General features: G+C 71.6%; 21 protein-coding genes. 9 read left to right on the top strand and 12 right to left on the bottom strand.

Annotation, left to right across the window (positions count from 1 at the left end):
- Positions 1 to 374: 374 nt before the first annotated feature.
- A complete protein-coding gene (locus ACQPYA_RS25890) occupies positions 375 to 959 on the top strand; it encodes a hypothetical protein (protein ID WP_433529670.1) in 585 nt (194 codons plus the stop codon).
- A gap of 58 nt (positions 960 to 1,017) precedes the next feature.
- Here the strand turns inward: ACQPYA_RS25890 and ACQPYA_RS25885 are convergent, their stop codons facing one another.
- Both ACQPYA_RS25885 and ACQPYA_RS25880 read right to left on the bottom strand, forming a co-directional pair.
- Positions 1,018 to 1,434 (bottom strand): VOC family protein, encoded by a 417-nt coding sequence (locus tag ACQPYA_RS25885; RefSeq protein ID WP_433529669.1) that lies wholly within the window; start codon positions 1,432 to 1,434, stop codon positions 1,018 to 1,020.
- Positions 1,410 to 1,982, bottom strand: coding sequence for a cob(I)yrinic acid a,c-diamide adenosyltransferase (locus tag ACQPYA_RS25880; protein WP_433529668.1), 573 nt, complete (start codon positions 1,980 to 1,982; stop codon positions 1,410 to 1,412). The genes ACQPYA_RS25885 and ACQPYA_RS25880 overlap by 25 nt, the downstream gene beginning before the upstream one ends.
- On the opposite strand from ACQPYA_RS25880, the gene murA reads away from it, so the two are divergent.
- The gene (gene murA / locus ACQPYA_RS25875; protein ID WP_433529667.1) at positions 1,981 to 3,423 is read left to right on the top strand and encodes a UDP-N-acetylglucosamine 1-carboxyvinyltransferase; all 1,443 of its coding nucleotides are present in this window, start codon (positions 1,981 to 1,983) and stop codon (positions 3,421 to 3,423) included. The two genes, ACQPYA_RS25880 and murA, sit on opposite strands and share 2 nt — an antisense overlap.
- A 73-nt stretch (positions 3,424 to 3,496) precedes the next feature.
- A complete protein-coding gene (locus tag ACQPYA_RS25870) occupies positions 3,497 to 4,345 on the top strand; it encodes a 3-hydroxyacyl-CoA dehydrogenase family protein (RefSeq protein WP_433529666.1) in 849 nt (282 codons plus the stop codon).
- A gap of 218 nt (positions 4,346 to 4,563) precedes the next feature.
- Here the strand turns inward: ACQPYA_RS25870 and ACQPYA_RS25865 are convergent, their stop codons facing one another.
- Both ACQPYA_RS25865 and ACQPYA_RS25860 read right to left on the bottom strand, forming a co-directional pair.
- The gene (locus ACQPYA_RS25865) at positions 4,564 to 5,412 is read right to left on the bottom strand and encodes an ABC transporter permease (protein WP_433529665.1); all 849 of its coding nucleotides are present in this window, start codon (positions 5,410 to 5,412) and stop codon (positions 4,564 to 4,566) included.
- Positions 5,409 to 6,257 carry an ABC transporter ATP-binding protein gene (locus tag ACQPYA_RS25860; protein WP_433529664.1) on the bottom strand — a complete coding sequence of 283 codons (849 nt, stop codon included), beginning with the start codon at positions 6,255 to 6,257 and terminating at the stop codon, positions 5,409 to 5,411. Before ACQPYA_RS25860 ends, ACQPYA_RS25865 begins: the two co-directional genes overlap by 4 nt.
- 166 nt (positions 6,258 to 6,423) lie before the next feature.
- Here ACQPYA_RS25860 and ACQPYA_RS25855 point away from each other — a divergent pair, with 166 nt between their 5' ends.
- Complete coding sequence (locus ACQPYA_RS25855; RefSeq protein WP_433529663.1) at positions 6,424 to 8,427, top strand: protein meaA; 2,004 nt, start codon at positions 6,424 to 6,426, stop codon at positions 8,425 to 8,427.
- 17 nt (positions 8,428 to 8,444) lie between these two features.
- Here ACQPYA_RS25855 and ACQPYA_RS25850 read toward each other — a convergent pair whose 3' ends face one another.
- On the bottom strand, positions 8,445 to 9,365 hold the full coding sequence (locus ACQPYA_RS25850; protein WP_433529662.1) for a polysaccharide deacetylase family protein: 921 nt from the start codon (positions 9,363 to 9,365) through the stop codon (positions 8,445 to 8,447).
- 49 nt (positions 9,366 to 9,414) lie between these two features.
- Entirely contained in the window at positions 9,415 to 10,035 is a 621-nt protein-coding gene (locus ACQPYA_RS25845) for a DUF4126 domain-containing protein (protein ID WP_433529661.1), read from the bottom strand.
- Positions 10,036 to 10,106: 71 nt separating this feature from the next.
- Between ACQPYA_RS25845 and nucS the strand changes: the two genes are divergently transcribed.
- Entirely contained in the window at positions 10,107 to 10,766 is a 660-nt protein-coding gene (nucS, locus tag ACQPYA_RS25840; RefSeq protein ID WP_433529660.1) for an endonuclease NucS, read from the top strand.
- Here nucS and ACQPYA_RS25835 read toward each other — a convergent pair.
- Positions 10,763 to 12,262: an aldehyde dehydrogenase family protein gene (locus tag ACQPYA_RS25835; protein WP_433529659.1), complete on the bottom strand. Its 1,500-nt coding sequence runs from the start codon at positions 12,260 to 12,262 to the stop codon at positions 10,763 to 10,765. The genes nucS and ACQPYA_RS25835 overlap by 4 nt on opposite strands.
- A gap of 253 nt (positions 12,263 to 12,515) precedes the next feature.
- On the opposite strand from ACQPYA_RS25835, the gene ACQPYA_RS25830 reads away from it, so the two are divergent.
- The 4 genes from ACQPYA_RS25830 (at position 12,516) to ACQPYA_RS25815 (ending at position 16,273) form a co-directional block, all read left to right on the top strand.
- A complete protein-coding gene (locus tag ACQPYA_RS25830; RefSeq protein ID WP_433529658.1) occupies positions 12,516 to 12,965 on the top strand; it encodes an FHA domain-containing protein in 450 nt (149 codons plus the stop codon).
- Between the two features lie 108 nt (positions 12,966 to 13,073).
- Positions 13,074 to 14,870: a 3-hydroxyacyl-CoA dehydrogenase family protein gene (locus tag ACQPYA_RS25825; protein ID WP_433529657.1), complete on the top strand. Its 1,797-nt coding sequence runs from the start codon at positions 13,074 to 13,076 to the stop codon at positions 14,868 to 14,870.
- Positions 14,871 to 14,997: 127 nt separating this feature from the next.
- The gene (locus tag ACQPYA_RS25820; RefSeq protein WP_433529656.1) at positions 14,998 to 15,324 is read left to right on the top strand and encodes a hypothetical protein; all 327 of its coding nucleotides are present in this window, start codon (positions 14,998 to 15,000) and stop codon (positions 15,322 to 15,324) included.
- A 139-nt stretch (positions 15,325 to 15,463) separates the two neighbouring features.
- Entirely contained in the window at positions 15,464 to 16,273 is an 810-nt protein-coding gene (locus ACQPYA_RS25815; protein ID WP_433529655.1) for an alpha/beta hydrolase, read from the top strand.
- Positions 16,274 to 16,311: 38 nt separating this feature from the next.
- Here ACQPYA_RS25815 and ACQPYA_RS25810 read toward each other — a convergent pair whose 3' ends face one another.
- From ACQPYA_RS25810 to mce, 5 genes are all read right to left on the bottom strand, one after another.
- A complete protein-coding gene (locus tag ACQPYA_RS25810) occupies positions 16,312 to 17,640 on the bottom strand; it encodes an AI-2E family transporter (RefSeq protein WP_433529654.1) in 1,329 nt (442 codons plus the stop codon).
- A gap of 558 nt (positions 17,641 to 18,198) precedes the next feature.
- On the bottom strand, positions 18,199 to 20,535 hold the full coding sequence (locus tag ACQPYA_RS25805; protein WP_433529653.1) for a hypothetical protein: 2,337 nt from the start codon (positions 20,533 to 20,535) through the stop codon (positions 18,199 to 18,201).
- A gap of 173 nt (positions 20,536 to 20,708) precedes the next feature.
- Positions 20,709 to 21,971 (bottom strand): cell division protein DivIVA, encoded by a 1,263-nt coding sequence (locus tag ACQPYA_RS25800; protein WP_433529652.1) that lies wholly within the window; start codon positions 21,969 to 21,971, stop codon positions 20,709 to 20,711.
- 280 nt (positions 21,972 to 22,251) lie between these two features.
- Positions 22,252 to 23,607, bottom strand: coding sequence for a crotonyl-CoA carboxylase/reductase (ccrA, locus tag ACQPYA_RS25795; RefSeq protein WP_433529651.1), 1,356 nt, complete (start codon positions 23,605 to 23,607; stop codon positions 22,252 to 22,254).
- Between the two features lie 310 nt (positions 23,608 to 23,917).
- Positions 23,918 to 24,382, bottom strand: a complete 465-nt coding sequence (gene mce / locus ACQPYA_RS25790) for a methylmalonyl-CoA epimerase (RefSeq protein WP_433529650.1) — start codon at positions 24,380 to 24,382, stop codon at positions 23,918 to 23,920.
- Positions 24,383 to 24,384 lie beyond the last annotated feature (2 nt).

Here is a 24,384-nt window from a genome sequence, read left to right as displayed (position 1 = left end):
GACGGTCCGGCAACTCGTCTCGCGCAGGTGACGGCGCTGGTCGGAGCTTGCCCGGTCCCCGCTCACGCCTGCGTCACCGATCCGGTGGTCTGATGGTTGGTGTCCGGTCTGCCGACTTGGCCGGGCCGGAATGGTGGGCGGGCGGGGGGCGTTGGAGACCCCTGAACGACCGAGGAAGATGCCCGCCGAGGCGGGTGTGCGCGACCCGGAATGATGGCGGGCCGCCGGTCGTTATACATGGTCCCGACGCCGCGAAGAGGGCTCTGCCCCCGCGTGCTGACCGGACTTCCCCTTCTTCGAGCGCCTGACGGTGCTTGCGCACGCGATCCCGACCCCCATCGGTGTGTGCGCCAACCCCCGAATGGAGCTTTGACATGAACACGATCTTCCGTAGGACCGTTCTTGGTGTTGCTGGTCTGGCCTTCGCCGGTGGTGTCTTCGCCGGTCCGATCGCCGCCAACGCCGACGCTGGCCCGGTGGCCGGTACCCCGGTCGCAGCGCAGGCCGGCAGGTCGGACAGTGGCAAGCTGATCCCGCACGGTGTGCAGGGCGCGCAGTCGAAGATCGACCTGAACGACGAGCAGGTCTCGAACGCGAAGGCGATCATCGCCGCGACCAAGAAGGCGGGCCTGCCCGAGCGGGCAGCGGTGGTGTCGATCGCGACCAGCCTCCAGGAGTCGAAGCTGGAGAACCTGGGCCACCTCGGCGACCGTAACGACCACGACTCGCTGGGCCTGTTCCAGCAGCGCCCGTCGAGCGGTTGGGGTAGCGCGGAGCAGATCACCGACCCCGAGTACTCGACCCTGGCCTTCCTCAAGGGCCTCAAGCAGGTCGACGGGTGGCAGGACCTGCCGCTGACCGAGGCCGCTCAGACCGTGCAGGTCTCGGCCTACCCGGACGCCTACGCCCAGTGGGAGCAGCAGGCCGCCGACCTGGTCGCCCAGTACTGGAACAGCTGACCCCCGCAAACCCGAAGCCGCTGGCCGGCACCCGACCCGGGTGCCGGCCAGCGGCAATTCAGACGGAAGCGACCAACTCGACCTCGTACCCCTGCCCGTCGGCCAGGTACCCGGCGTAGGTTTCGGGGCCACCGGCGTACGGGTGGCGGTCGGCAAAGAGCAGCTCCCAGCCGTACGCCGGGGCCTGCTCGACCAGCCGGTCCACGGCGGCGGGCGGGCCGGCGTGGAAGGCCAGGTGGTTCACGCCGGGGGCGAGCCGGTCATGCCGTCGACCGGACAGCGCGGGTGACTCCTCCAGCACCAGGTACGTCGGGCCGAGCCGCCAGGAGTGGCCGGCCGGCCAGTCCTGGAACGGTGCCCAGCCCAGTTCACCGAGGAGCCAGCCCCAACTGCGCATTGCCGCGCCCAGGTCGGGTACCCAGAGTTCCACGTGGTGCAGTGCTCCGACGGTCAACGGCCTCCGCCCGGCACCCACAGCACATCTCCGTCCGGATTTGCCGCTCTTGCCAGAATAAAGAGCAGATCTGACAACCGGTTGAGATACTTTGCCGGGAGGTGGCTGGTCCGGTCGGGGTCGTGCGCGACGAGGGCCCATGCCGACCGCTCGGCGCGCCGGGCGATCGTCCGCGCCGCGTGCAGCAGCGCCGCGCCCGCGGTGCCGCCGGGGAGGATGAAGGAGTCGAGGTTGCTCAGGCGCCCGTTGTACTCGTCGCACCAGCCCTCCAGACGCTCCACGTACGCCTCCGTGACCCGCAGCGGCGGGTACTTCGGGTCCGGTTCGACCGGCGTGGACAGGTCGGCCCCCACGTCGAAGAGGTCGTTCTGGATCGGCCCGAGCACCGTTCGCAGCTCGTCGTCGAGTTGGCCCAGCGCGAGTGCCACGCCGATCGCGGCGTTGCACTCGTCGACATCGGCGTACGCGGCGATCCGGGGATCGTCCTTCGGCACCTGCTCGTTGTTGCTCAGCCTGGTCATGCCGGCATCGCCGGCCTTGGTGTAGATGCGCGTGAGGTGGACGGCCATGACGCACAGCCTACGGATACCAGACCTGACCATCCCGGCACGGCCGGCGACGGGCACGGGCTGGTCCGCCGGGGTCGGCCCGGGCGACGCGGGTGATGCCGCGGTCGCCGACGTCGACGTCATCCGGGTACGCGGCGGAGCCCGGCTCGCCGGCAGCGTACACGTGGTGGGGGCGAAGAACTCGGCGTTGAAGCTGATGGCCGCCGCGCTGCTCGCCCCCGGCCGAAGCGTGATCACCAACGTGCCACGGATCACCGACATCGCCATCATGGGCGAGGTGCTGCGCCGCCTCGGCTGCGGCGTACGGTTCGACGCGGACGATCCGGTCGACCCGATGGTGGCGGCCGGCGGGGTGGCCCGGTCCCGGTCGGTCACCATCGACGTGCCGGAGCGGCCGGGCGTCGAGGCCGACTACGACCTGGTCCGCCGGCTGCGCGCGTCGATCTGCGTGCTCGGCCCGCTGCTGGCCCGGCGCGGGTACGTCCGGGTGGCCCATCCGGGCGGCGACGCGATCGGCTCCCGGGGCCTGGACATGCACATCTCCGGCCTGACCCGGATGGGCGCCGACATCTCCGGCGAGCACGGTTTCGTGATCGCCTCCGCGCCCGACGGGCTGCACGGCGCCGAGATCGTGCTCGACTTCCCCAGCGTCGGGGCGACCGAGAACCTGGTCATGGCGGCGGTGCTGGCCAACGGCCGGACCGTGATCGAGAACGCCGCCCGCGAGCCCGAGATCGTGGACATCTGCACGCTGCTCCAGCGGATGGGCGCGCTGATCGAGGGCGAGGGGACCTCCACCATCAGCATCGTCGGCGTACCCCGGTTGCAGCCGGTCCGGCACGCCACGGTGGGCGACCGGATCGTCGCCGGGACCTGGGCCTTCGGGGCGGCGATGACCCGCGGCGACGTCACCGTGACCGGGCTGGACCCGGCGTTCCTGGAGGTCGCGCTGGACAAGGTGGTCGCGGCCGGCGGGCTGGTGGAGACCCGGGCGGACGCCTTCCGGGTACGCATGGACGACCGGCCCCGGGCGGTCGACGTGGTGACCCTGCCCTACCCGGGCTTCGCGACCGACCTGTTGCCGATGGCGATCGGGCTCGCCGCGCTCAGCGACGGCGCCTCACTGATCACCGAGAACATCTTCGACGGCCGCTTCATGTTCGCCAACGAGATGATGCGGCTCGGCGCGGACATCAAGACCGACGGGCACCACGCCGTGGTACGCGGCCGGGATCGGCTCTCCGGAGCGCCGGTGCGGGCCACCGACATCAGGGCCGGCGCCGGCCTGATCATCGCCGGGCTCTGCGCCGACGGGGTGACCGAGGTCTCCCACGTGCACCACGTCGACCGGGGCTATCCCGACTTCGTGGCCGACCTGCGGGCGCTCGGCATCGAGGTCGAGCGGGCCACCGCACCGGAGGAGCCGGAGCTGACCATCTGAGCCGCCTTAGCCTCCGTTCAGGCTCGCCGATTAGGGTGCAGGGAGAAACTCAATCGCAGCGAGGGAGAGGCAGATGGCGGGTCGACTCGCGGTCGTCGGTGCCGGGCTGATGGGCTCGGGTATCGCCCAGGTGGCGGCGCAGGCAGGCTGGCAGGTGACACTGCGGGATCTGGACGACGCGGCGACGCGGCGTGGCCTGGACGGCATCCGGAGGTCGCTGGAGAAGTTCGCGGAAAAGGGCAGGATCGACGCGGCCGACGTCGAGGCGGCGCTCGGGCGGATCACCCCGACCACCGATCTGGAGGCGGCGGCGGAGGCGGACCTCGTGGTCGAGGCGGTCTTCGAGCGGCTGGAGATCAAGCACGAGGTCTTCCGGGCGCTGGACAAGATCTGCAAGGCGGACGCCGTGCTGGCCACCAACACCTCGGCCATCCCGGTCACCCAGATCGCGGCGGTCACCGAGCGGCCCGAGGCGGTCGTCGGCACCCACTTCTTCTCGCCGGTGCCGATGATGAAGCTCTGCGAGCTGGTCCGCGGCTACAAGACCAGCGACGCCACCCTGGCCACGGCGAAGTCCTTCGCCGAGGAGATCGGCAAGACCGTGGTGGTGGTCAACCGGGACATCGCCGGCTTCGTCACCACCCGGCTGATCAGCGCCCTGGCGATGGAGGCGGTCCGGCTGGTCGAGGCGGGCGTGATCTCCGCCGAGGACCTGGACACCGCCTGCAAGCTCGGCTTCGGGCACGCCATGGGCCCGCTCGCCACCGTCGACCTGACCGGCGTCGACGTGCTGCTCAACGCGACCCGCAACATCTACACCGACACCGCCGACGAGAAGTTCTTCCCGCCGGAGCTGCTCCAGCGCATGGCCACCGCCGGCGACCTGGGCCGCAAAACCGGCCAAGGCTTCTACACCTACTGAGATGTAAGGAGGGGCCCCCTGTTAACGCCTGGTGCATAGCAGGGGCCCCCTATTAACGGCGTGCGGCGCTGCCGCCCACGGCACTGGGCATGCGCAGCGTGGCGCTGGCGCGCTCGGCGCGGTGCCGGGCGCGTGCTCGGCAAAGTGTTAATAGGGGGCCCTTCCTCTACCGGAGGCGTTAATAGGGGGCCCCTCCTTGCACCTCAGCTCCTTGCACCTCAGGTGTGGCGGGGGGTGGTCCAGCGGAAGGTGGTCAGGCAGAGCACCAGGCCGATCACGCACCAGGCGCCGAGCACCAGGGCGACGCGGCCCAGCTCGAAGGAGCCGCCGGGCTCGTGGGCGCCGAAGCTCTCCGGTAGGAAGACCGCCCGCAGCCCCTGGCACATCCACTTGAGCGGGAAGAGGGCCGCCACCTGCTGCATCCAGGGCGGCAGGTTGGTGAAGACGAAGAAGACCCCGGAGATGAACTGGAGCACCAGCGCGATCGGGGTGACCACCGCGGAGCCGCTGCGGGCGGTACGGGCCAGCGACGAGATCGCGATGCCGCAGAGCGTGCAGGCGGTGATGCCCAGCGCGCTGACCCAGCCGAAGGTCAGCCAGGCCGCCGCGGTGCTGGGTAGGTTCAGGTCGAACAGGGTCGCCGAGACGGCGAGCAGCAGGGCGGTCATCGCCACACCGACCACCAGCACCATGATCACTTTGCCGGCGAACCAGACCCATTTCGGCATCGGCGTGCCCCGGTAGCGCTTGAGCACGCCCCGGTCCCGTTCGATCGGGATCCAGATGCCGAGGTTCTGGAAGCTGACCGTCATCAGGCCGGTCGCGATCATGCCAGTGATGAAGTACTGCGTGTAGCTGACCCCAAAGCCGAGGTCGTCGTCGAAGATCGAGGCGAAGATCAGCACCATGATGACCGGAAAGCCCAGCGTGAAGACGACGGACTCCCGGCTGCGCAGGAACTGCCGGATCTCCAGGCGGCCCTGGCGCAGGGCGAGGCTGGTCGGCCCGAGCCGACGGGCTGGGGGAGCGGCGGCGACCGGGGCCGCCGGCTTGGTGGTCGTGGTCATCGGTGTCCGATCATCCGCAGGTAGATGTCCTCCAGGGTGGGCCGGGTGACGGTCAGGCCGGGCACCTCACCGCCGAAGCGCGCGGCCAACTCCGTCACCAGCGCCGTCGGCGTCGCGCTCTCCGCGCTCTCGATCCTGCCCTCCGGCGTACGCCAGGAGACGGTGGCCAGCGCCTCCTGCCGGTTGCCCAGCCGGTTCGGCGCGGCAACCTCGACCAGCCGACCGCTGGCGATCACCCCCACCCGGTCGGCGAGCGCCTCGGCCTCGTCCAGGTAGTGGGTGGTGAGCACGATGGTGGTGCCGGCGGCGGAGAGGTCCCGGATCAGCTCCCAGAACCCGCGCCGGGCCTCCGGGTCGAAGCCGGTGGTCGGCTCGTCGAGGAAGAGCAGCTCGGGGCGGCCGATGATGCCCAGCGCCACGTCGAGCCGGCGCTTCTGCCCGCCGGAGAGGGTGTGCGTACGGGCGGTGGCCTTGCGGGTCAGCCCGACCCGGGCGATCACCTTGTCCGGGTCGTCGGCGTCCGGGTAGAAGCCGGCGAAGTGGTGCACCACCTCGGCGACGGTCAGCTCGTCGAACTCGCCGGTGCCCTGGAGCACGATGCCCACCCGCCCGCGCCAGTGGGGGGCGGGTTCGGCCGGGTCGGCGTCGAGGACCCGTACCTCGCCGGCATCCCGGCGGCGGTAGCCCTCCAGGATCTCCACGGTGGTGGTCTTGCCCGCACCGTTCGGCCCGAGCAGCGCGAACACCTCGCCCCGGTGGACGTCCAGGTCCAGGTCGGTCACCGCGATGTTGTCGCCGTACGCCTTGCGCAGCCCCCGGACGTGGATCGCGACGTCGTCACTCATGCCGTCAAGTGTGCGACCCCCGGTCATCCGGCCTGACCACCGGGGGTGGTGGTCCGAGCCATGGCGGGCGTCCTGTGCCGGCCCGCCACCTGCCCCGGTGCCGCGCCTATCGAGCTGTGCGGTTTTCCACAGACCGTTTTACTGAACGGTAACTTAAACTCCGGCCATGGACGAGAAGGCACTCCCGGGCCGGCTGCCGGAGCGCGACCGCCCCTGGGTGATGCGGACCTATGCGGGGCACTCGTCGGCGGCGGCGACCAACGCGCTCTTCCGCCGCAACCTGGCGAAGGGGCAGACCGGCCTGTCGGTCGCCTTCGACCTGCCCACCCAGACCGGGTACGACCCCGATCACGAACTCGCCGTCGGCGAGGTCGGCCGGGTCGGTGTCCCGGTGTCGCAGCTGGGCGACGCGCGGGCGCTCTTCGACGGCATTCCGCTGGCCGAGATGAACACCTCGATGACGATCAACGCGCCGGCGATGTGGCTGCTCGGCCTCTACAGCACGGTCGCCACCGAGCAGGGTGCCGAGCTGTCCCGCTGCGCCGGCACCACGCAGAACGACATCATCAAGGAGTACCTCTCCCGGGGCACGTACATCTTCCCGCCGGCCGCGTCGCTGCGGCTGACCGCCGACGTGATCGCGTACACGCTGCGCGAGATGCCGCGGTGGAACCCGGTCAACATCTGCTCGTACCACCTCCAGGAGGCCGGTGCCACGCCGGTGCAGGAGGTCGGCTTCGCGCTGGCCACCGCCGTGGCCGTGCTCGACACGGTCCGCGACTCCGGGCAGGTGCCCGCCGAGCGGATGGGTGACGTGGTGCAGCGGATCTCGTTCTTCGTCAACGCCGGCGTGCGGTTCGTCGAGGAGATCGCCAAGATGCGGGCCTTCGGCGCGCTGTGGGACGAGATCACCCGGGACCGGTACGGCGTCGAGGACCCGAGACAGCGCCGCTTCCGGTACGGCGTACAGGTCAACTCGCTCGGCCTGACCGAGGCCCAGCCGGAGAACAACGTCCAGCGCATCGTGCTGGAGATGCTCGGGGTCACCTTCTCCCGGGACGCGCGGGCCCGCGCGGTGCAGCTGCCGGCCTGGAACGAGGCGCTCGGCCTGCCCCGCCCGTGGGACCAGCAGTGGTCGCTGCGGATGCAGCAGGTCCTCGCGTACGAGTCGGATCTGCTGGAATACCCGGACCTCTTCGCCGGCTCGCACGTGATGACCGCGCTGGTCGACGGGATCGTCGGCGGCGCCCGGGTCGAACTGGCGAAGGTGCTGGACATGGGTGGCGTGGTCGCCGCCGTGGAGACCGGCTACCTCAAGAGCGCGCTGGTCGCCTCGCTGGCGCAGCGGCGGCACCGGATGGAGGTCGGCAGCGACGTGGTGGTCGGCGTCAACCGGTTCACCGGGACCGAGCCGTCACCGCTGACCGCAGCCGGAGCCGAGGCGGTCGAGCAGGTCGACCCGGCGGTGGAGGCGACCGCGGCGGAGTCCGTACGCCGGTGGCGGGCCGACCGGGACGCGGCGGCGGTGGACGCGGCACTCACCCGGCTGCGGGCGACCGCCGCGACCGAGGAGAACCTGATGGCCGCCACTCTGGAATGCGTGCGGGTCGGGGTGACCACCGGCGAGTGGGCCGGCGCGCTGCGCCAAATCTTCGGCGAGTACCGGGCGCCCACCGGGCTGGCCGGTGGCGCCGCCTCGGGCGGTGGGGCGGAGCTGACCGCGCTCCGCGCGCGGGTCGCCGCGACCGCCCGCGAACTGGGCAGCGGACGGCTGCGCCTGCTGGTCGGCAAGCCCGGCCTGGACGGGCACTCCAACGGCGCCGAGCAGATCGCGGTACGCGCCCGCGACGCCGGCTTCGAGGTGGTCTACCAGGGCATCCGGCTCACTGCCGGGCAGATCGTCGCCGCCGCCGTCGAGGAGGACGTCGACCTGGTCGGGCTCTCCGTGCTCTCCGGCTCGCACCTGGCGGCGGTGCCCGCCGTGCTCGACGGCCTGCGGGCCGCCGGCCGGCCCGACCTGCCGGTGGTGGTCGGCGGCATCATCCCCGCCCCGGACGCCGAGCAACTGCGCGCCGCCGGGGTGGCCCGGGTCTTCACGCCGAAGGACTTCGCGCTGACCGGCATCATCGACGAGCTGGTGACCGTCATCCGCGAGGCGAACGACCGGTAACCGACCCGGCGGTGGCCCTACCCGATGTCGAGCACCTCGGAGAGGGGAGCCGGCTCGAGGCCACGCTCGGCCAGTCCGGCCAGGATGTGCGGCAGCGCCTCGTCGGTCATCGGCGCGTTCGCCTCGGTGACGTGCAGGACGATCACCGAGCCGGGGCGTACGCCGGCCAGCACGGCGCGCACGATCGGTCGCCAGGAGGTCGCGAACGGGTCCCCGCTGACCACGTCGCCGTCGACCACGGTGAGGCCGAGCGGTGCCAGCTCGGTCAGGGCCGTGCGGTCGTGGCAGAGGCCGGGGAAACGGAAGTAGCGGGTCTGCCGTCCCCCGTACGCACCCACCACGTCGAAGGTCCGGGCCACGTCGGCGGTCATCTCGCGCCGGGCGATCCGTGGCAGGCCGTAGCAGTCCGGGGTGAAGGCCAGGTGCCCGTACGTGTGGTTGGCCAACTCGAACCGCGGGTTGCCGGCGAGCCGCCGGGTCACCTGCGGGTACTGCTCGACCCACTTGCCGGTCAGGAAGAAGGTCGCCGGCACTTCCTCCCGCTCCAGCAGGTCGATGATCTTCAGGTTCGCGTACGACCGCACGGCACCGGAGCGCAGTTGGTACCGCATGGCGTCGGTCATGTCCGCGTCGAAGGTGAGCGCCACCTTGTTGCCGGTGCGCGGACCATGGTCGAGCACCGGCGGCCGGGTTCCGGCCCGGGTCGCGCCGGGCAGGACGGCTGCCTCCGGCGACGGCGTCGAGATGCCCGTCGGCGTGGGTTCCGCAGCACCGTCCGGCTCTCTGTCGACAGCCATCTCCGCGGCCCGGTCCGAGGTGGGTGGCCGGCCGGCATTCTCCGCCTGGTGCCGCGGGTTCATGACGACCAGCAGCGCCACCGCGCCGAGCAGGGCGACGAGGACCGCGACGAGCGGGACGGGGGAGATCTTCACGCGCACCGGGAGATGATCTCAGCTCAGCCGTGAACCGTGGTCCCGCGTACCGGAATCAGACCCGGAAGCCGGCGGCCCGAGCCGCCGCTCGTTCCCGGCGGCGCTCCCTCCAACGCCGCAGGAACCAGATCAGGAAGAACACGAACCCGACCAGGAACGCCAGCACCAGCACCGGCAGGAGGATCGCGACGAGGGACATCAGCACGCTGGTGGCGTCCTCGGCGGTGCTCGCCACCGGGGCGCCGAACCCGGCCGTGGTGGCGTTGATCACCGGCCGGGCGGCGGACTTGAGCAGGTGTACGCCGAGGGCGATGAGCGCGCCGACCACCACCGGTAGCCACTGGCCGCTGCTGGCGAAGAAGCTGTCCGGGTCGCTCACCGTGACCGTCTCGGCGGCCGTGCCGGCGCCGAACGCCAGGCCGCCGGCGGTCGGCCGGATCGCCGTCTGCACCACGTCGTTGACGTGGTCGACCACCGGCACCTTGTCGGCGACGAACTCGACGACGAGCAGCACCGCCAGGACGGTCAGCATCCAGCCGTTACCCAGCCACTCCCACCCGGCGGGCAGGTCGATCACGCTGGTGTACCGGGCCAGCAGCCCCGTCACCAACAGCGGGATGTACGCGTTCAGCCCCGCCGAGGCGGCGAGGCCGGTACCGGTGAGCAATTCGAACACGGTCCCAGCATCGCACCGGCGCGCCAGTGGCGCTCGGCGGCGAATCCCGGTGGCTCCGCTACCCTCGTCGGGTGCGGTTGGTGATTGCGAAGTGCTCGGTGGACTACGTCGGACGGCTCTCGGCTCACCTGCCGCCGGCCACCCGGTTGCTGATGGTGAAGGCGGACGGGTCGGTGTCCATCCACGCCGACGACCGGGCCTACAAGCCGTTGAACTGGATGAGCCCGCCATGCCGGCTGGAGGAGGCCCCCGGCGTCTGGCGGGTGGTCAACAAGGCCGGCGAGGAGCTGCGGATCACCCTGGAGGAGATCTTCCAGGACACCTCGTACGACCTGGGCGTGGACCCGGGGCTGCGCAAGGACGGGGTCGAGGCGCACCTACAGGAGTTGCTGGCGGCCAACCCGGAGACGCTGGGCGAGGGCTACACCCTGGTCCGCCGCGAGTACATGACCGCCATCGGCCCGGTCGACCTGCTCTGCCGGGACGCCGACCAGGGGGCCGTCGCGGTCGAGGTGAAGCGCCGGGGCGAGATCGACGGAGTGGAGCAGCTCACCCGTTACCTCGAACTGCTCAACCGGGATCCGCTGCTCGCCCCGGTCGCCGGGGTCTTCGCCGCGCAGGAGATCAAGCCACAGGCCCGGGTGCTCGCCACGGACCGGGGGATCCGCTGCGTGGTGGTGGACTACGACCGGCTGCGCGGCATCGAGCGCGACGAGCTGACGCTCTTCTAGCCCCGGCCGTACAGCATCTTGACCGCCTTGACCAGGCGGGCCACGTCGGCGGGGGTGCGCTCGAAGGTGGTCGAGGGCAGCAGCGAGCGGGCCCGGCGGCGGGTCACCGCCTTGGCCCGGCCGAACTCGCGTAGCCCGTCCTCGCCGTGGATCCGGCCGAAACCTGACTCGCCGACCCCGCCGAACGGCAGCGTGGACATGCCGGCGAAGGTGAGGGTCGAGTTGACCGAGGCCATGCCGGAGCGCAGTCGCCGGGCGATCGCCACCGCGCGCCGCCGGCCGAAGACCGAACCCCCCAGGCCGTACGGCAGCGCGTTGGCCCGGGCGATCGCCTCGTCCACGTCCCGGACCGGGTTGACGGTCAGGGTGGGGCCGAAGGTCTCCTCGCGGACCGCGGCGGAGTCCTCCGGCACGTCCACCAGCACGGTCGGGCGCACGTACGGCGGCTGCACCGCGTCCGGTCCGCCCAGCGCGGCGCGACCGCCGCGGGCCAGCGCGTCGTCGATGTGCCGGCGGATGACGTCGAGCTGGCTCGGCATGGTGATCGGACCGACATCGGCGTCCTCCGGGCCGACGGTGAGCCGGCCGGCGCGCTCGACCACCTTGTCGACGAAGGCGTCGAAGACGGGCTGCACGGCGTAGACCCGCTCGATGCCGATGCAGGTCTGGCCGGCGTTGGTCATCGCGCCCCAGACGGCTGCCTCGGCCGCGGCGTCCAGGTCGGCGTCGGAGTCCACGATCATCGCGTCCTTGCCGCCGGCCTCCAGCAGCACCGGGGTCAGCGACTCGGCGCAGGCCGCCATCACCTTCTTCGCGGTCGCCGTGGAGCCGGTGAAGGCGAGCTTGTCGACACCGGCGCGGCAGAGCGCGGCGCCGACGTCGCCGAGCCCGTGCACCGTGGCGAAGACCGGCTGCTCGGGCACCACCTCGGCGAAGCTGTCGACCAGCCACTGCCCGACGACCGGGGTGTACTCGCTGGGCTTGAAGACCACCGCGTTGCCAGCCGCCAGCGCGTACGCGGCGGAGCCGATGGGGGTGAGGACGGGGTAGTTCCAGGGGCCGATGACGCCGACCACGCCGTGCGGCTGGTATTCCAGGTGAGCCGAGAACTCGGCCAGGATGAGCCGCGAGCGGACCCGGCGGGGACCCAGTACCCGGCGGGCGTTGCGGGCCGCCCAGTCGACGTGTTCCACGGCGGTCAGGATCTCGACGAGGCCGTCGGCGACCGGCTTGCCCCCCTCGGCGTGCACCAGCTCGGCGAGCTGCTCCATCCGTTGCGCGATGAGCCGCCGCCAGCGCAGCAGCCGCTCGCGTCGCCCGGTGAAGCCGAGCCCCGCCCACCACTGGCCGGCGGCGCGGGCCCGCTCGACCGCGTGTTCGACGTCCGCCGGGGTGGCGACCGGGACGCGGCCGGCTTCGCCGCCCGTCGCCGGGCTGGTCGAGATCAGGTGACCGCCTTCGATAACCGGGGTGCCGGGGAGCCGCACAGCCGTCATGGCGGAAGTCTAGACCCGATACCTACTCGCCGGTAGGGGTGCGGAACCGGGGCGAACCCGATCGAGCACCCGCGCGCTGAAGCGCATGGCACGCGGTTGCCGTTGGGCGGGCCGCGGTCCCTTCCGCCGGAGGGCCGAACGGTAGGTACCCGGGCGGTGACTCATAGCTGCCCGGCCGGGTATTGGAGGCGGCCACTCGGTGGTGGCAGGCTGACCCGGGGGTGGCCGCGCGCCGGGTGGAGGTCTGACTGCCATGGAGGAAATTCCGCAACTGATGCCACTGCTGACGGTGGCCACCGGGCCGATGCGCGGGCTCGGTTTTCGACTCAGTCACCAGCCGCAGGTGATCGGCCGCGATCCGGCGGTCGACATCGTCGTCGACGATCCGCACCTGAGCCGCCGGCACGTCGAGATCCGGCTGACCGGCGAGGGAGTCTCCCTGGCGGATCTCGGCTCCACGAACGGCACCTGGGTGAACGGCCTCCGGACCAGCGGGGTGGCCCGCCTCACCGACGGTGACGTGATCCGGATCGGCCGTACCGAACTGCGGTTCTTCGACCCCGGGGTGGCGCGTACCGACCCGGTGGGCCTGCGGTTCGGCATGCCACGGCAGGAACGGCGGCCGACCCTGCCGCTGCCCGTCGCGCCGGCCGGCGCGACGCCGGCACCGGCGGACGCAGCGCCGGCGCCGATGCGGCGGTGAGATGCCCCACGGCGTCCCGACAGCGCTGCGTCACGTGGCAGACTCGCGCGCATAACCTTAGCGGCCGTTCATGTCCGGCCGTGCCGAGCTGACAGGGGAGGCCGGGTCGTGGCGCGCGAGTTCACCAGTGTGGGCGTGGTAGGTCTGGGCACGATGGGTGCCGGCATCGTCGAGGTATTCGCCCGTAACGGCATCGACGTGGTCGCCGTGGAGATCTCCGACGCCGCCCTGGACCGTGGGCGGGCCAACCTGACCGGCTCGACCGACCGGGCGGTGGCCAAGGGCAAGCTCGCCGAGGCCGACCGGGACGCGCTGCTGGGCCGGGTCACCTTCGCCGTCGGGCTGGACGCGCTGCACTCGGTGGACCTGGTGATCGAGGCGGTGCCCGAGCACCTCGACCTGAAGCAGCGGATCTTCGGCGAGCTGGACCGGGTCTGCAAGCCCGAGGCCATCCTGGCCACCAACACCTCGTCGCTGAGCGTCACCGAGATCTCGGTTTCCACCACCCGGCCCAACCAGGTCATCGGCATCCACTTCTTCAACCCCGCGCCGGTGATGAAGCTGGTCGAGGTGGTCCGTACGGTGGTCACCTCCGCCGACGTGGTGGCCGACGTGGAGGCGCTCTGCGCCCGGCTGGGCAAGGTCGACGTGACCATCAACGACCGGGCCGGGTTCATCGCCAACGCGCTGCTCTTCGGCTACCTCAACCACGCGGTCGGCATGTTCGAGGCCCGGTACGCCAGCCGCGAGGACATCGACGCCGCGATGAAGCTCGGCTGCGGCCTGCCGATGGGGCCGCTCGCCCTGATGGACCTGATCGGCCTGGACACCGCCTACGAGATCCTGGACACCATGTACCGGCGGGGCGGGCGCGACCGCCGGCACGCCCCGGTGCCGCTGCTCAAGCAGATGGTGACCGCGGGCCTGCTCGGTCGGAAGTCCGGCCGGGGTTTCTACACCTACGAACGGCCGGGCTCGCCGAAGGTCGTACCGGACGATCAGACACCGGCGGCGTCGGCGCTCGCCGACGGTACGCGCGGCCTCGCGAACGGCATCTCGAAGGTCGGCATCGTCGGCTCCGGCACGATGGCCACCGGCATCATCGAGGTCTTCGCCAGGGCCGGCTACGAGGTCGTCTCGGTGACCCGGGGCGCGGAGAAGTCCGCCCAGGTCTGCGAGGCGGTCAAGACCTCGTTGAACAAGGGCGTGGTCCGGGGCATCCTCAGCGAGGCCGACCGGGACACCGCGCTCGGCCGGATCAACTGGTCGGCGACGCTGGAGCACCTGGCCGACGTCGACCTGGTGGTCGAGGCGGTGGTCGAGGAGTTGAGCGTCAAGAAGGCGCTCTTCGCCAGCCTGGACGAGATCTGCAAGCCGGGTGTGGTGCTGGCCACCACCACCTCCGCCCTGCCGGTGATCGAGCTGGCGATGGCCACTCAGCGCCCGGCCGACGTGGTGGGGCTGCACTTCTTCAACCCCGCGCCGGTCATGCCGCTGGTGGAGATCGTGCGGACCATCCGTACCTCGGCGGAGACCACCGCCACCGCCCGGGCGGTCTGTGCCGCGCTCGGCAGGACCGGGGTGCTCTGTGGCGACCGGTCCGGCTTCATCGTCAACGCGCTGCTGTTCCCGTACCTCAACGACGCGGTGCGGATGCTGGAGGCGAGCTACTCCACCGCCGACGACATCGACCACGCGATGAAGCTCGGCTGCGGTTACCCGATGGGCCCGTTCGAGCTGCTCGACGTGGTCGGCCTGGACGTGTCGCTGGCCATCCAGCGGGAGCTGTACCTGGAGCTGCGCGAGCCCGGGTTCGCCCCCGCGCCACTGCTGGAACACCTGGTCACCGCCGGCTACCTGGGCCGCAAGACCGGCCGCGGCTTCCGCGACCACACCCCCCGCTGAGGTGTAAGGAAGGGCCCCCTATTAACGCCTGGTGTAGGTGAAGGGTCCCTTCTTAACGCGCCCCCCGCCCCGTGCGTGGTTGGGCGGCAACGGGGGCAGCGCCGGCCAGCCCCGTACGCTGGATGATGTGAGCCCCCGTCGTAACCGCCCACGCCGTGACGACGACGCGCGCCTGGACGCCGAGCGTGCCCGGCACGGCGTCGCGGCGGTGCAGCAGTGGCGGGACGGCGACTGGCAGGTACGCGGGATCACCGGCGGCGCGTCGGTCAAGACGTACCGCTGCCCCGGCTGTGACCAGGAGATCCCGCCCGGCGTGGCGCACGTGGTGGCCTGGCCGGCGGACGGGCGGGGTGATCTCACCGACCGGCGGCACTGGCACAGCGGATGCTGGCGCGCCCGGGACCGCCGGGCCCCGGTGATCCAGCGCGGTCGCGGCGTGCCCCGCCACGGCTGAGTCGCCCCAGCCGGCACATTGTTAATAGGGGGCCCTTCACCTACACGAGGCGTTAATAGGGGGCCCCTCCTTGCACCGCCGGCGGCGATCTTTGTCACGTCTGGCGGTGTGGGGGGTGGTGGGGCGGGAGGATGTGGGGGTGAGCACACCGATCCGCGCGTCGTCGATTCTGCCCGGGCACCGGGAGGACATCGAGCTGCACACCGCGGACGGTCTACGGCTGGTCGGTGAGTTGGCCCGCCCGGCCGACCGGGCACCGGCGGCCACCCTGGTCTGCCTGCACCCGCTGCCCACCCACGGCGGGATGATGGACAGCCACGTGTTCCGCAAGGCGGCCTGGCGGCTGCCCGCCCTGGCCGACGTGGCCGTGCTCCGGTTCAACACCCGCGGCACCAGCAGCGTGCGCGGCACCAGCGAGGGAGTCTTCGACTCGGCCGTCGGCGAGCGCTTCGATGTTGCCGCCGCCATCGAGTACGCCGAGTTCCACGAGCTGCCCGACATCTGGCTGCTCGGCTGGTCGTTCGGCACCGACCTGGTGCTGAAGTACGGCTGCGACCCGGCCGTGGCCGGCGCGATCCTGCTCTCTCCGCCGCTGCGCTTCGCCGAGCCGGCCGACCTGGCCCACTGGGCGGAGTCGGGCCGGCCGCTCACCGCGTTGGTGCCGGAGTTCGACGACTACCTGCGCCCGGAACAGGCCCGCGAGCGGTTCGCCGCGGTGCCGCAGGCCGAGGTGGTCGGCGTGCCCGGTGCCAAGCACCTCTGGGTCGGCGACGCCGAGACGGTGCTCGACGAGGTGGTCCGGCGGATCAATCCGGCGGTGCCGGTGCCGCTGCCGACCACCTGGGACGGCCCGATGGAGACCGGCGACGCCAGCGTGTACGCCGACCGCACGGTGGCCGCCTTCGCCGACACCCCGGTGGCGGGCCCGCCGCAGCGCCGGGCCGACTGATCCGGGTGCCGGCGTAAGGGGTCAGCGGGCGCACCGGGTCAGCGGGCGTCCTGGCGGGGGATGATCACCTCGCGCAGGATGAGCTGGACGGCGGCCACCGTGGGGATGGCGATGAGTGCGCCGATCACCCCCAGCAGGGACACCCCGAGCAGCGCGGCGACCAGCGCCGCGACCTCGTTGACCTGCACCGACCTTCGCATGATCTTGGGATAGATGAGGTAGTTCTCGATCTGCTGGTAGACCACGAAGAAGACCACGCAGGCGATGCCGATGGATGGATCGGTGGCGAACCCGACCAGGCTGACGATCACCGCGCCGATGGTCGCGCCGATCTGCGGGATGAGGTCGGTCACCGCGACCACCACCGCCAGGGCGAACGGGTACGGCAAACCGACGGCCAGCGCGAACACGAAGGCGATCGCACCGGCCAGCACCGCGATGGTCAGCGCACCCACCATGTACGCCCCGACCTTGGTGAGAATCTCGTCGCCGATCAACTGCACCCGTTCCCGCCGCGACCGGGGCACCAGCGCGTAGCCGAGGTCGCGGAGCCGGTCGAAGTAGACCAGGAAGTAGATGGTCAGCACCAGCACGGTCAGCACCCGGAAGGCCGTGCCGAAGACGAACTGGGCGCCGCCGAGCACCCCGCCCAACGCCCGGCCGACCACATCCGCGTTCGCCGCCTCCTGCGCCCGGCGCATCAGGTCGAACCGCTCGGCCAGGTCGTTGACCGTCTCGTTGCGGCGCAACGTCTCCAGGTAGCTCGGCACCTGGTCGAGGAACTGCCCGGTCTGGGTCACGATCGGCGGCACCAGCGCCAGCACGCCGGCACAGAGCAGGGCCAGCACGGTCAGCGTGACCGCCGCGACGGCGAGGCCGCGCGGCAGCCCCCAGGAGCGCAACCGGATCACCATCGGGTGCAGGCCCACCGCGAGGAAGAGCGCGATCACCACCAGGACCAGGATCCCCGCCGCGTTGCGCAGACCCAGATAGACGGCGTACGCGAGAAGCACGCCGAGCGCCCCGGTGAACCCGACCAGGAAGCTGTTGCGCCGCAACGGACGACCGGGGATGCCGAACCGTCCGGCGTCTCCGCCCACCGAGCGCTGGCTCGGCGCGGGCGCTGCCGACGTCTCCTCCGTCACGGCAGCGGACGCCTCCGCGTCGGGAGGCGGCACCCTGGTCGCAGTCGCGCCTCCACCGGTCCCGCTGCTGCCGCTGCTGCCGCTGCTGCCGCTGCTGGCGCTGCCGCTGCTCGCGCTGCTCCCGGTCGCGCTGCTGCTCGCCGCGCTGCTGCTCTCGCCGCGGGTCCCGCTGGCAGTCCCCTCCGACGCCGTCCCGGGCTGCTCCGGCCCGTCCTGCACCATCCGGCCTCCCCGTTCACGCCCCGGCGGTCGATTGCCCGGAGTTTCGTGCGGCCCGCCCGACCGTCGTGGCCCGACGGGTGCTGACGGCAGGGTAGTGCCCAGCGTGCGGCCTGAGCCAGCCGGCGCGGGCCAGCCAGTGCGGGCCAGCCGGCGTGGGCAAAGCAGGCGTGGGCCGGCCGGCGTGGGCCAGCGGTGCGGGTAGTCGGGGGGCGAGTCAAAGTGAGTGTTCTCCGGAGGGTGATTTCACAGAGAAGTATTTATTTCGGTGTGAAATCACGATGACTAGGGGGAGTGCCCCGTCCCGGGGACCGGCGAACCCGTCTCCGACGGTAGTGGTGCGGTCACCAGGCTGTCAGTCATGTCGGGCACGTCGGCCGCCGGGAAGTGCGCGGACGGCCGGGGCCGATTCCGTTTTCCTCCGGTGCGGGCGGCGGCCCCATCCGGCCGCCGGTGTTGCGGCAGCCTCATCCGGCCGGCCGGGTGTTGCGGCAGCATGTCCCGCGCCGGGGGCGCGGGACGTGGCGTCAGTAGCATGGCGCGCCGGGGCGGGACGTGGGGTCAGTCGGGCGTGACTCTGCTCGGTGTCGCTTCGCGGTCGTCGGTGACCTTGCTCGGTTTGGCGCTGCGTTCGTCCGTGGTCGGCTTGGTCGGCCGCTTGCCGTTCTCGCCGGTGCTGGTGATCTTCGTCGGGGTGGCGCCCCGGCCACCCGTGCCGGGCATCGCCGCCACCGTCGGCTCGCCGTCCACGCCGGCGCTCGCGGTACCGCCGTCGGCCGTGGTGACCGGCTCGCCGGGCTTCGCCCCCGGGCCGTCCTCGACCGTGGTGACCGGCTCGCCCACCGGCTTGGTCGCCGGAAGGGCGTCATCCGGTGCCGGGCGTCCGCCGTTGACCGACCCACCGCCGGGGACGGCCAGGGCGGCCGTGCCGGAGCCGGCGGAGACCGGCGTGCCCGCGCCGTCGGGTCCGGAGCTGCCCACGCCGGTCCGTGCCGGGGTGGCCCGGCCGTCGGGTGCGGACAGGGCCGCGCCGGTCGGCGCCGGGGTGGCCAGGCCGGCGGGTGCGGGTGAGGTCGGGCCGTCAGGTGCCGAGGCCGCCTGGAGGCGCAGGTCGAGCAGCTTGCGCTGCAACTCGTCGGACTCCTGCCGGGACTTCCAGGTCTCCTGCCGCAGGTCGGCGAGCTGCTGCTGGGCCTTGGCGATCTCCAGCATCACCTGGGCGAGCTGCTGGCGGCCGGCAGCCGCCTCCTGCTGCGTGGCGGCCAGGTGCTGCTGGGTGGTGGCCAGGTGCTGCTGGGTGGTGGCCGCGTACTCCTCGAACTGCCGGCGGGAGGAGGCGACATGCTCATCGGCCTCTCGTCGCACGGTGGTGACGTACTCCTCGGCCTCGGTGCGGGTGGTGGTGGCGTACTCGTCGGCCTCGCGGCGCTTCGTGGCCGACTCGGTCTCGGCCTGACGCAGCATCTCGCCGGCCTGCTCCTCAGCCTGGGCACGCACGGTGGCGGCCTCCTGCTCGGCGGCCTGGCGGACCCCGTCGGCACCCTGCTCGATCTCGTTCTTCCGCGCGGTGTACTCCGACTCCAGCTCCGCGCGGCGGGACTCGAACCCGGACTCCAACTCGGCACGGCGGGCTTCGTACCCGGACTCCAGCTCGGCGCTGCGCACGCGGATCCGCTCGTCCAACTCGGCCGTGCGGGTGCGGATCCGTCCATCCAGGTCGGCGTTGCGGGTCTTGTACTGCTTCTCCAGCTCGTCACGGCGGCTGGTGAACTCGCGTTCGGCGCTCGCCTTGCGCTGGGCCAGCTCCCGATCCGCCGCCTCACGCCGACCGTTGACCTCCTTTTCCACCCCGGCCCGCCAGGCACCCAGTTCCTGTTGCGCCTGCGCCCGGGTGTGCTGCACGTACGCCTCGGTCTCGCTGCGCATGCGCTGGGCGTACCCCTCGGTCTCGGCGCGGGTGCGCTTGGCCGTCTCGGTGGCCGCGGTGGTCAGCCGCTCGGCCTCCTGGCGGGCCTTGTTGCGGGCGGCCCGCCCGGCCTCGGAGGCGTCGTCGATGATCTGCTTGGCCTCCTGGCTGGCCTTGGCGTGGGTGGCCCGCCCGGCCTCGGTGGCCTGGTCGATCAGGCGCTTGGCCTCCTGCTGGGCCTTGGCGTGCACCTCCTTCGCGGCCTCGCGCAGCTGGGTCGCCTCCTGTTGGGCGGTGGCGTGCGCCTGGCGGGCCGCCTCGCGTAGCTTGGTCGCCTCCTGCTGTGCCCGGGTGTGGATCTCCTTGGCGGTGGCCCGCAGCTGGGCCGCCTCCTGTTCGGCCCGAGCCAGTGCCTCCTGGGCGGCCTTGCGCAGTCGGGTGGTCTCCTCCTGGGCGGTCCTGCGCAGCTGGGCGGCCTCCTCCTTGGCCGCCTTGCTGGCGGCCTCGGACTCCGCCTTGCGCGCCGCGGCCTGCCGATCCTCCTCGGAGCGGCGGGCGGCCAGGGCGATCTCGAAGTCCTTGAGCGCCTTGGCGGCCTCCGCGCGGGCCTCCTCGATGATGTGCTCGGCGGCGGCCCGGCGGGCCTCGATCTCCTCGTTGGCGGCGGTGAGAATGTCCTCGGCCTGATCCTCGGCCAGGCCGAGGATCTGCTCCACCCGCGGGCCGAGGTGTCGGAACGCGGCGCGGTCGACCACCCCGACCTGCTTGCGTACGGCGGCGAGGTCACGCTGGAGCACCTCGACCTGGCCGACCAGCTTGTGGATCTGGGTATAGGCCTGTTCCCGTTCGGCCGCCAGTGTCTCGATCTCGTGCTCCGAACGAGCGGCGTACCGGTCGACCTGCCGTTTGTCGTACCCCCGCAGGGCCAGATCGAAATTGGGCTGGGTGGTCACGTCTCCGCTGAGCGCGAACAGATCCTCGCCGTGCGACATGCTCCCATCCTCACACGCATCGGGTTCTCCTGGGGCGATACGGACTCCATGTTCGGAGCTACTTCATCGCGCCCGGCGGACCGTGGTCGGTAGGTGCCGAATGCAGGGCGGCGCGGGGTGGCACCGTCACCCGGTGTCACCCCGCGCCGTGGATCATGCCCCGGTGGTCCTGGTCAGTTGGAGGCTTCCGCAGCCACCTTGTCGTCGGCTCCGTCCGCCTTCTTGGCCGCGGCCTTCTCCGAACCGGCGGCGTTGTTGGGCGTCCCCGGAACGATGCCGGCCAGACCGGAGAGCATCTGCCCGAGCTGGGAGGTGACGGCGTCCTTCTGCCGGGTGAGGTCCTCGACCTCGCGGCGGGCGGCCTGCGTGGTCAGCTCGGCCTCCGTGCGGGCCTCGCTGAGCAGGCGCTGCGACTCGCCGCGGGCATCGCTGAGCGTACGCTCCGACAACGCCTTGGCCTTCTCGATCGTCTCGGTGGCGGTGCGCTCCGACTCGACCCGGCGCGCCTCGGCGCGCTGCTCGATCTCCTTGGCCCGTTCCTGGGCGGCGCGGGCCCGCTGCTCGGCCTCGTTGACCAGCTTCTGGGTCTGCGACACCTGGGCGGCGTGCCGCGCCGACTCCTCGCGCTCGGCCTTCTCCCGCCGCTCGGCGAGCTGGAGCTCCAGGGCCTGGAGGTCCTTGTCGCGCTTGTCGCGGGCGTCGGTGAGCAGCTTGGTCGCCTCGGCGCGCTTCTCCTCGGCCTCGCGGGCGGCCTTGGCCCGCTGCTGGGTGATCTCGCGCTCGGCGGTGGCCCGCAGGGTGGCCACCTCCCGCTCCACGGTCGATTTCAGCTCGGCGACCTCGTGGGCGGTCACCGTACGCAGCTGCTTGGTCTCCCGCTCGGCGTCGGCACGTAGCGTGTCGGCCTCGCGGCGGGCCTGGACCCGGACTTCGGCCGCCTCCCGCTCGGCGGCGGTGCGTACGTTGCCCGCCTCCCGCTCGGCGGTGGCCTTCATCGCCGCCGCCTCGGCGCGCGCCTTGTCGGTGATCTCCCGGGCCTCCAGGCGGGCGCCGGAGAGGATCCCCTCCGATTCGCGCTTGGCCTCGTTGCGGTGGTCGTTGGCCTGCTCCTCGGCAAGCCGCAGGATCTGCTCCACCCGGGTGCCGAGGCCGGACAGCGTGGGGCGGCTGTTCTCCTCCAGCTGCTTGCTGGTGTCGGTGAGCTTCTGCTCCAAGGCGGTGAGCCGCTGCTCGGACTGCCGGAGGCGGCGCTGCGCGTCGTTGAGCGCCTGCTCGGCGTCGGCGCGGTCCTTGTTGGCCTGGCTCAGCGCGCCGTTGAGTCGGCCGATGAAGTCATCGACCTGACCGGTGTTGTATCCGCGCAGGCCAACCGTGAAGTCGGGCTGCGAGTTCGCGTTATCGAAGAACGCGAGAGGGGAGGACTGCTGCTGGGGCATTGGGACATACTGGCAGACCCCCCGGGGTGCTTCGCAAGAGCGTGCCGCCCTTTGGCGTCCTCATTACATGGTCAACTCGCCGGGTCGCCGGACCCGTGGCCACGAGAGGCGATCTTGCCAGCTCCCAGGGCGAGCCGGTGGCCGTGGGCGAGATGCGGAATAGGGGTCCCGGTGGCCCTTTGTTTCCACACCGGCCCGGTCACACGAATGGGTGCCGGGCCGGGTGTGTGGAAAGCCAATCGCCGTTCACCGAATGGCCAGCAGCAGCTCGTCCGTCAGGTCAGTGCCCGCGGAACCGGTTGATCGCGTCGGCGTGCCGGGCCCGCAACTCGGGATCGCGTACGCCGAGGCCGTCCTCGGGAGCCAGGCAGCGTACGCCGACCTTGCCCTGATGGGTGTTGCGGTGCACCTCGTACGCGGCCTGGCCGGTCTGCTCCAGCGGGTACGTCCGGGAGACCGTCGGGTGGATCCGGCCGAGTGCCACCAGCCGGTTGGCCTGCCACGCCTCCCGGTAGTTGGCGAAGTGGCTGCCGACGATGCGTTTGAGGTGCATCCAGAGGTAACGGTTGTCGTACTGGTGCAGGAAGCCGCTGGTGGAGGCGCAGGTGACGATGGTGCCGCCGCGCTTGGTCACGTACACGCTGGCGCCGAAGGTCTCCCGTCCCGGGTGTTCGAAGACGATGTCCGGGTCCTCGCCGTCGGTGAGTTCCCGAATCCGCTCGCCGAAGCGACGCCACTCGTCCGGGTCCTGGGTCTGCTCGTCGGACCAGAACCGGAAACCCTCGGCGGAGCGGTCGATAACCAGGTCGGCGCCCATCCGTCGGCACAGCTCCGCCTTTTCCGGCGAGGAGACCACGCAGACCGGTACGGCGCCGCCGTGCAGCGCCATCTGGGTGGCGTAGCTGCCCAGGCCGCCTGAAGCGCCCCAGATCAGCACCACGTCGCCCTGCTTCATGTTGGCGCCGTGGTGCGACACCAACTGCCGGTACGCGGTGGAGTTGACCAGGCCCGGGCTGGCCGCCTCCTCCCAGCTCAGGTGCCGGGGTCTGGGCATCAGCTGGTTGGCCTTGACCACGGCCAGCTCGGCCAGGCCACCGAAGTTGGTCTCGAACCCCCAGATCCGCTGCTGCGGGTCGAGCATCGTGTCGTCGTGTCCGGCCGCGTCCTCCAGCTCGACCGAGAGGCAGTGCGCCACCACCTCGTCGCCGGGACGCCACCGGCTGACCCCGGCACCGACCCGTAGCACCACGCCGGCCGCGTCGGACCCCACCACGTGGTACGGCAGGTCGTGCCGGCGGGCCAGCTCGGAGGTGCGGCCGTACCGCTGGAGGAACCTGAAGGTGGGCAGCGGTTCGAAGATGCTGGTCCAGACGGTGTTGTAGTTGATCGCGCTGGCCATCACGGCGACCAGCGCCTCGCCCGGGCCGAGTTCGGGGGTCGGCACCTCCTGTAGGTGCAGCGCCTTGCGCGGGTCCTTGTCCCGAGTGGCCACACCGGTGAACATCCGGGCCTCCTCGGCCCGGACCACGACGCCCCGGTAGCTCTCCGGCACCGGCAGCCCGGCGACACCGGCCAGTTCACGTCCCGGGTCGGCCGACCCTTCCGCCGCCATGATGGCTTCGAGGATGTCCTGCACGGTGACCTCCGGTACTCGCCGCGCACCCCACCCGGCATGCGGGCCTGGCGCTGCCATCTTCGGCGTCGGTGCGCTCCACCACCATGTCGGTCACCGACACATCCGACACCGGCCGCAATCCTGTGGGGGCGGACGTTACTGAACGGTAGCTTTGGTCGGAAGTCCTCTGTGAAGAACTGCATTGGTCGATGAGCGGACCTGCTCGCGACCCCGGTCAACCGCTCACCGCCGGGCGGCGTGTTACCGGGCGGCTTGTTAATAGGGGTCCCCTGCTATGCACCAGGCGTTAATAGGGGCCCTTCCTTGCGCCTCAGGCGGGTTGGACGAGTTCTACCAGGACGCCGCCGGCGTCCTTGGGGTGGACGAAGTTGATCCGGGAGTTGGCGGTGCCGCGCCGGGGGGTCTCGTAGAGCAGCCGCAGGCCACGTGCGCGCAGCGCCGCGCAGGCCGCGTCGACGTCGGCCACGGTGTACGCCACCTGCTGCACCCCCGGGCCGTTGCGGTCGAGGAACTTCGCGATGGTCGACTCGGGGCTCAGCGGGGCGAGCAGTTGCACGCAGCCGCCCTCGGCGGTCGGTCCGACCGCCAGCATCGCCTCGCGGACCCCCTGCTCGACGTTGGTCTCGGTGTGGACGCAGCGCATCCCGAACGTCCGCTGGTAGAAGTCGATCGCGGCGTCGAGGTCGGCCACCGCGATCCCGACATGGTCGATACGGCGCAGGCCGATCCCTGTGACATAGTCGGCAGCGGGCTCGACGGGGGAGTTCTCAGGCATGA

Source organism: Micromonospora sp. CA-263727, from assembly GCF_050942455.1.
Lineage (GTDB): Bacteria > Actinomycetota > Actinomycetes > Mycobacteriales > Micromonosporaceae > Micromonospora.
The sequence above is the reverse complement of the archived record's forward strand: the minus strand, read 5'-3'. Positions and strand labels throughout refer to the sequence as shown.

Coding starts and splice junctions, on each gene's coding strand:
- ACQPYA_RS25890 (WP_433529670.1), top strand. CDS start 375: ATGAACACGATCTTCCGTAGGACCGTTCTTGGTGTTGCTGGTCTGGCC.
- murA (WP_433529667.1), top strand. CDS start 1,981: ATGACGCACAGCCTACGGATACCAGACCTGACCATCCCGGCACGGCCG.
- ACQPYA_RS25880 (WP_433529668.1), bottom strand. CDS start 1,982: ATGGCCGTCCACCTCACGCGCATCTACACCAAGGCCGGCGATGCCGGC.
- ACQPYA_RS25870 (WP_433529666.1), top strand. CDS start 3,497: ATGGCGGGTCGACTCGCGGTCGTCGGTGCCGGGCTGATGGGCTCGGGT.
- ACQPYA_RS25865 (WP_433529665.1), bottom strand. CDS start 5,412: ATGACCACGACCACCAAGCCGGCGGCCCCGGTCGCCGCCGCTCCCCCA.
- ACQPYA_RS25860 (WP_433529664.1), bottom strand. CDS start 6,257: ATGAGTGACGACGTCGCGATCCACGTCCGGGGGCTGCGCAAGGCGTAC.
- ACQPYA_RS25855 (WP_433529663.1), top strand. CDS start 6,424: ATGGACGAGAAGGCACTCCCGGGCCGGCTGCCGGAGCGCGACCGCCCC.
- ACQPYA_RS25835 (WP_433529659.1), bottom strand. CDS start 12,262: ATGACGGCTGTGCGGCTCCCCGGCACCCCGGTTATCGAAGGCGGTCAC.
- ACQPYA_RS25830 (WP_433529658.1), top strand. CDS start 12,516: ATGGAGGAAATTCCGCAACTGATGCCACTGCTGACGGTGGCCACCGGG.
- ACQPYA_RS25810 (WP_433529654.1), bottom strand. CDS start 17,640: ATGGTGCAGGACGGGCCGGAGCAGCCCGGGACGGCGTCGGAGGGGACT.
- ACQPYA_RS25805 (WP_433529653.1), bottom strand. CDS start 20,535: ATGTCGCACGGCGAGGATCTGTTCGCGCTCAGCGGAGACGTGACCACC.
- ACQPYA_RS25800 (WP_433529652.1), bottom strand. CDS start 21,971: ATGCCCCAGCAGCAGTCCTCCCCTCTCGCGTTCTTCGATAACGCGAAC.
- mce (WP_433529650.1), bottom strand. CDS start 24,382: ATGCCTGAGAACTCCCCCGTCGAGCCCGCTGCCGACTATGTCACAGGG.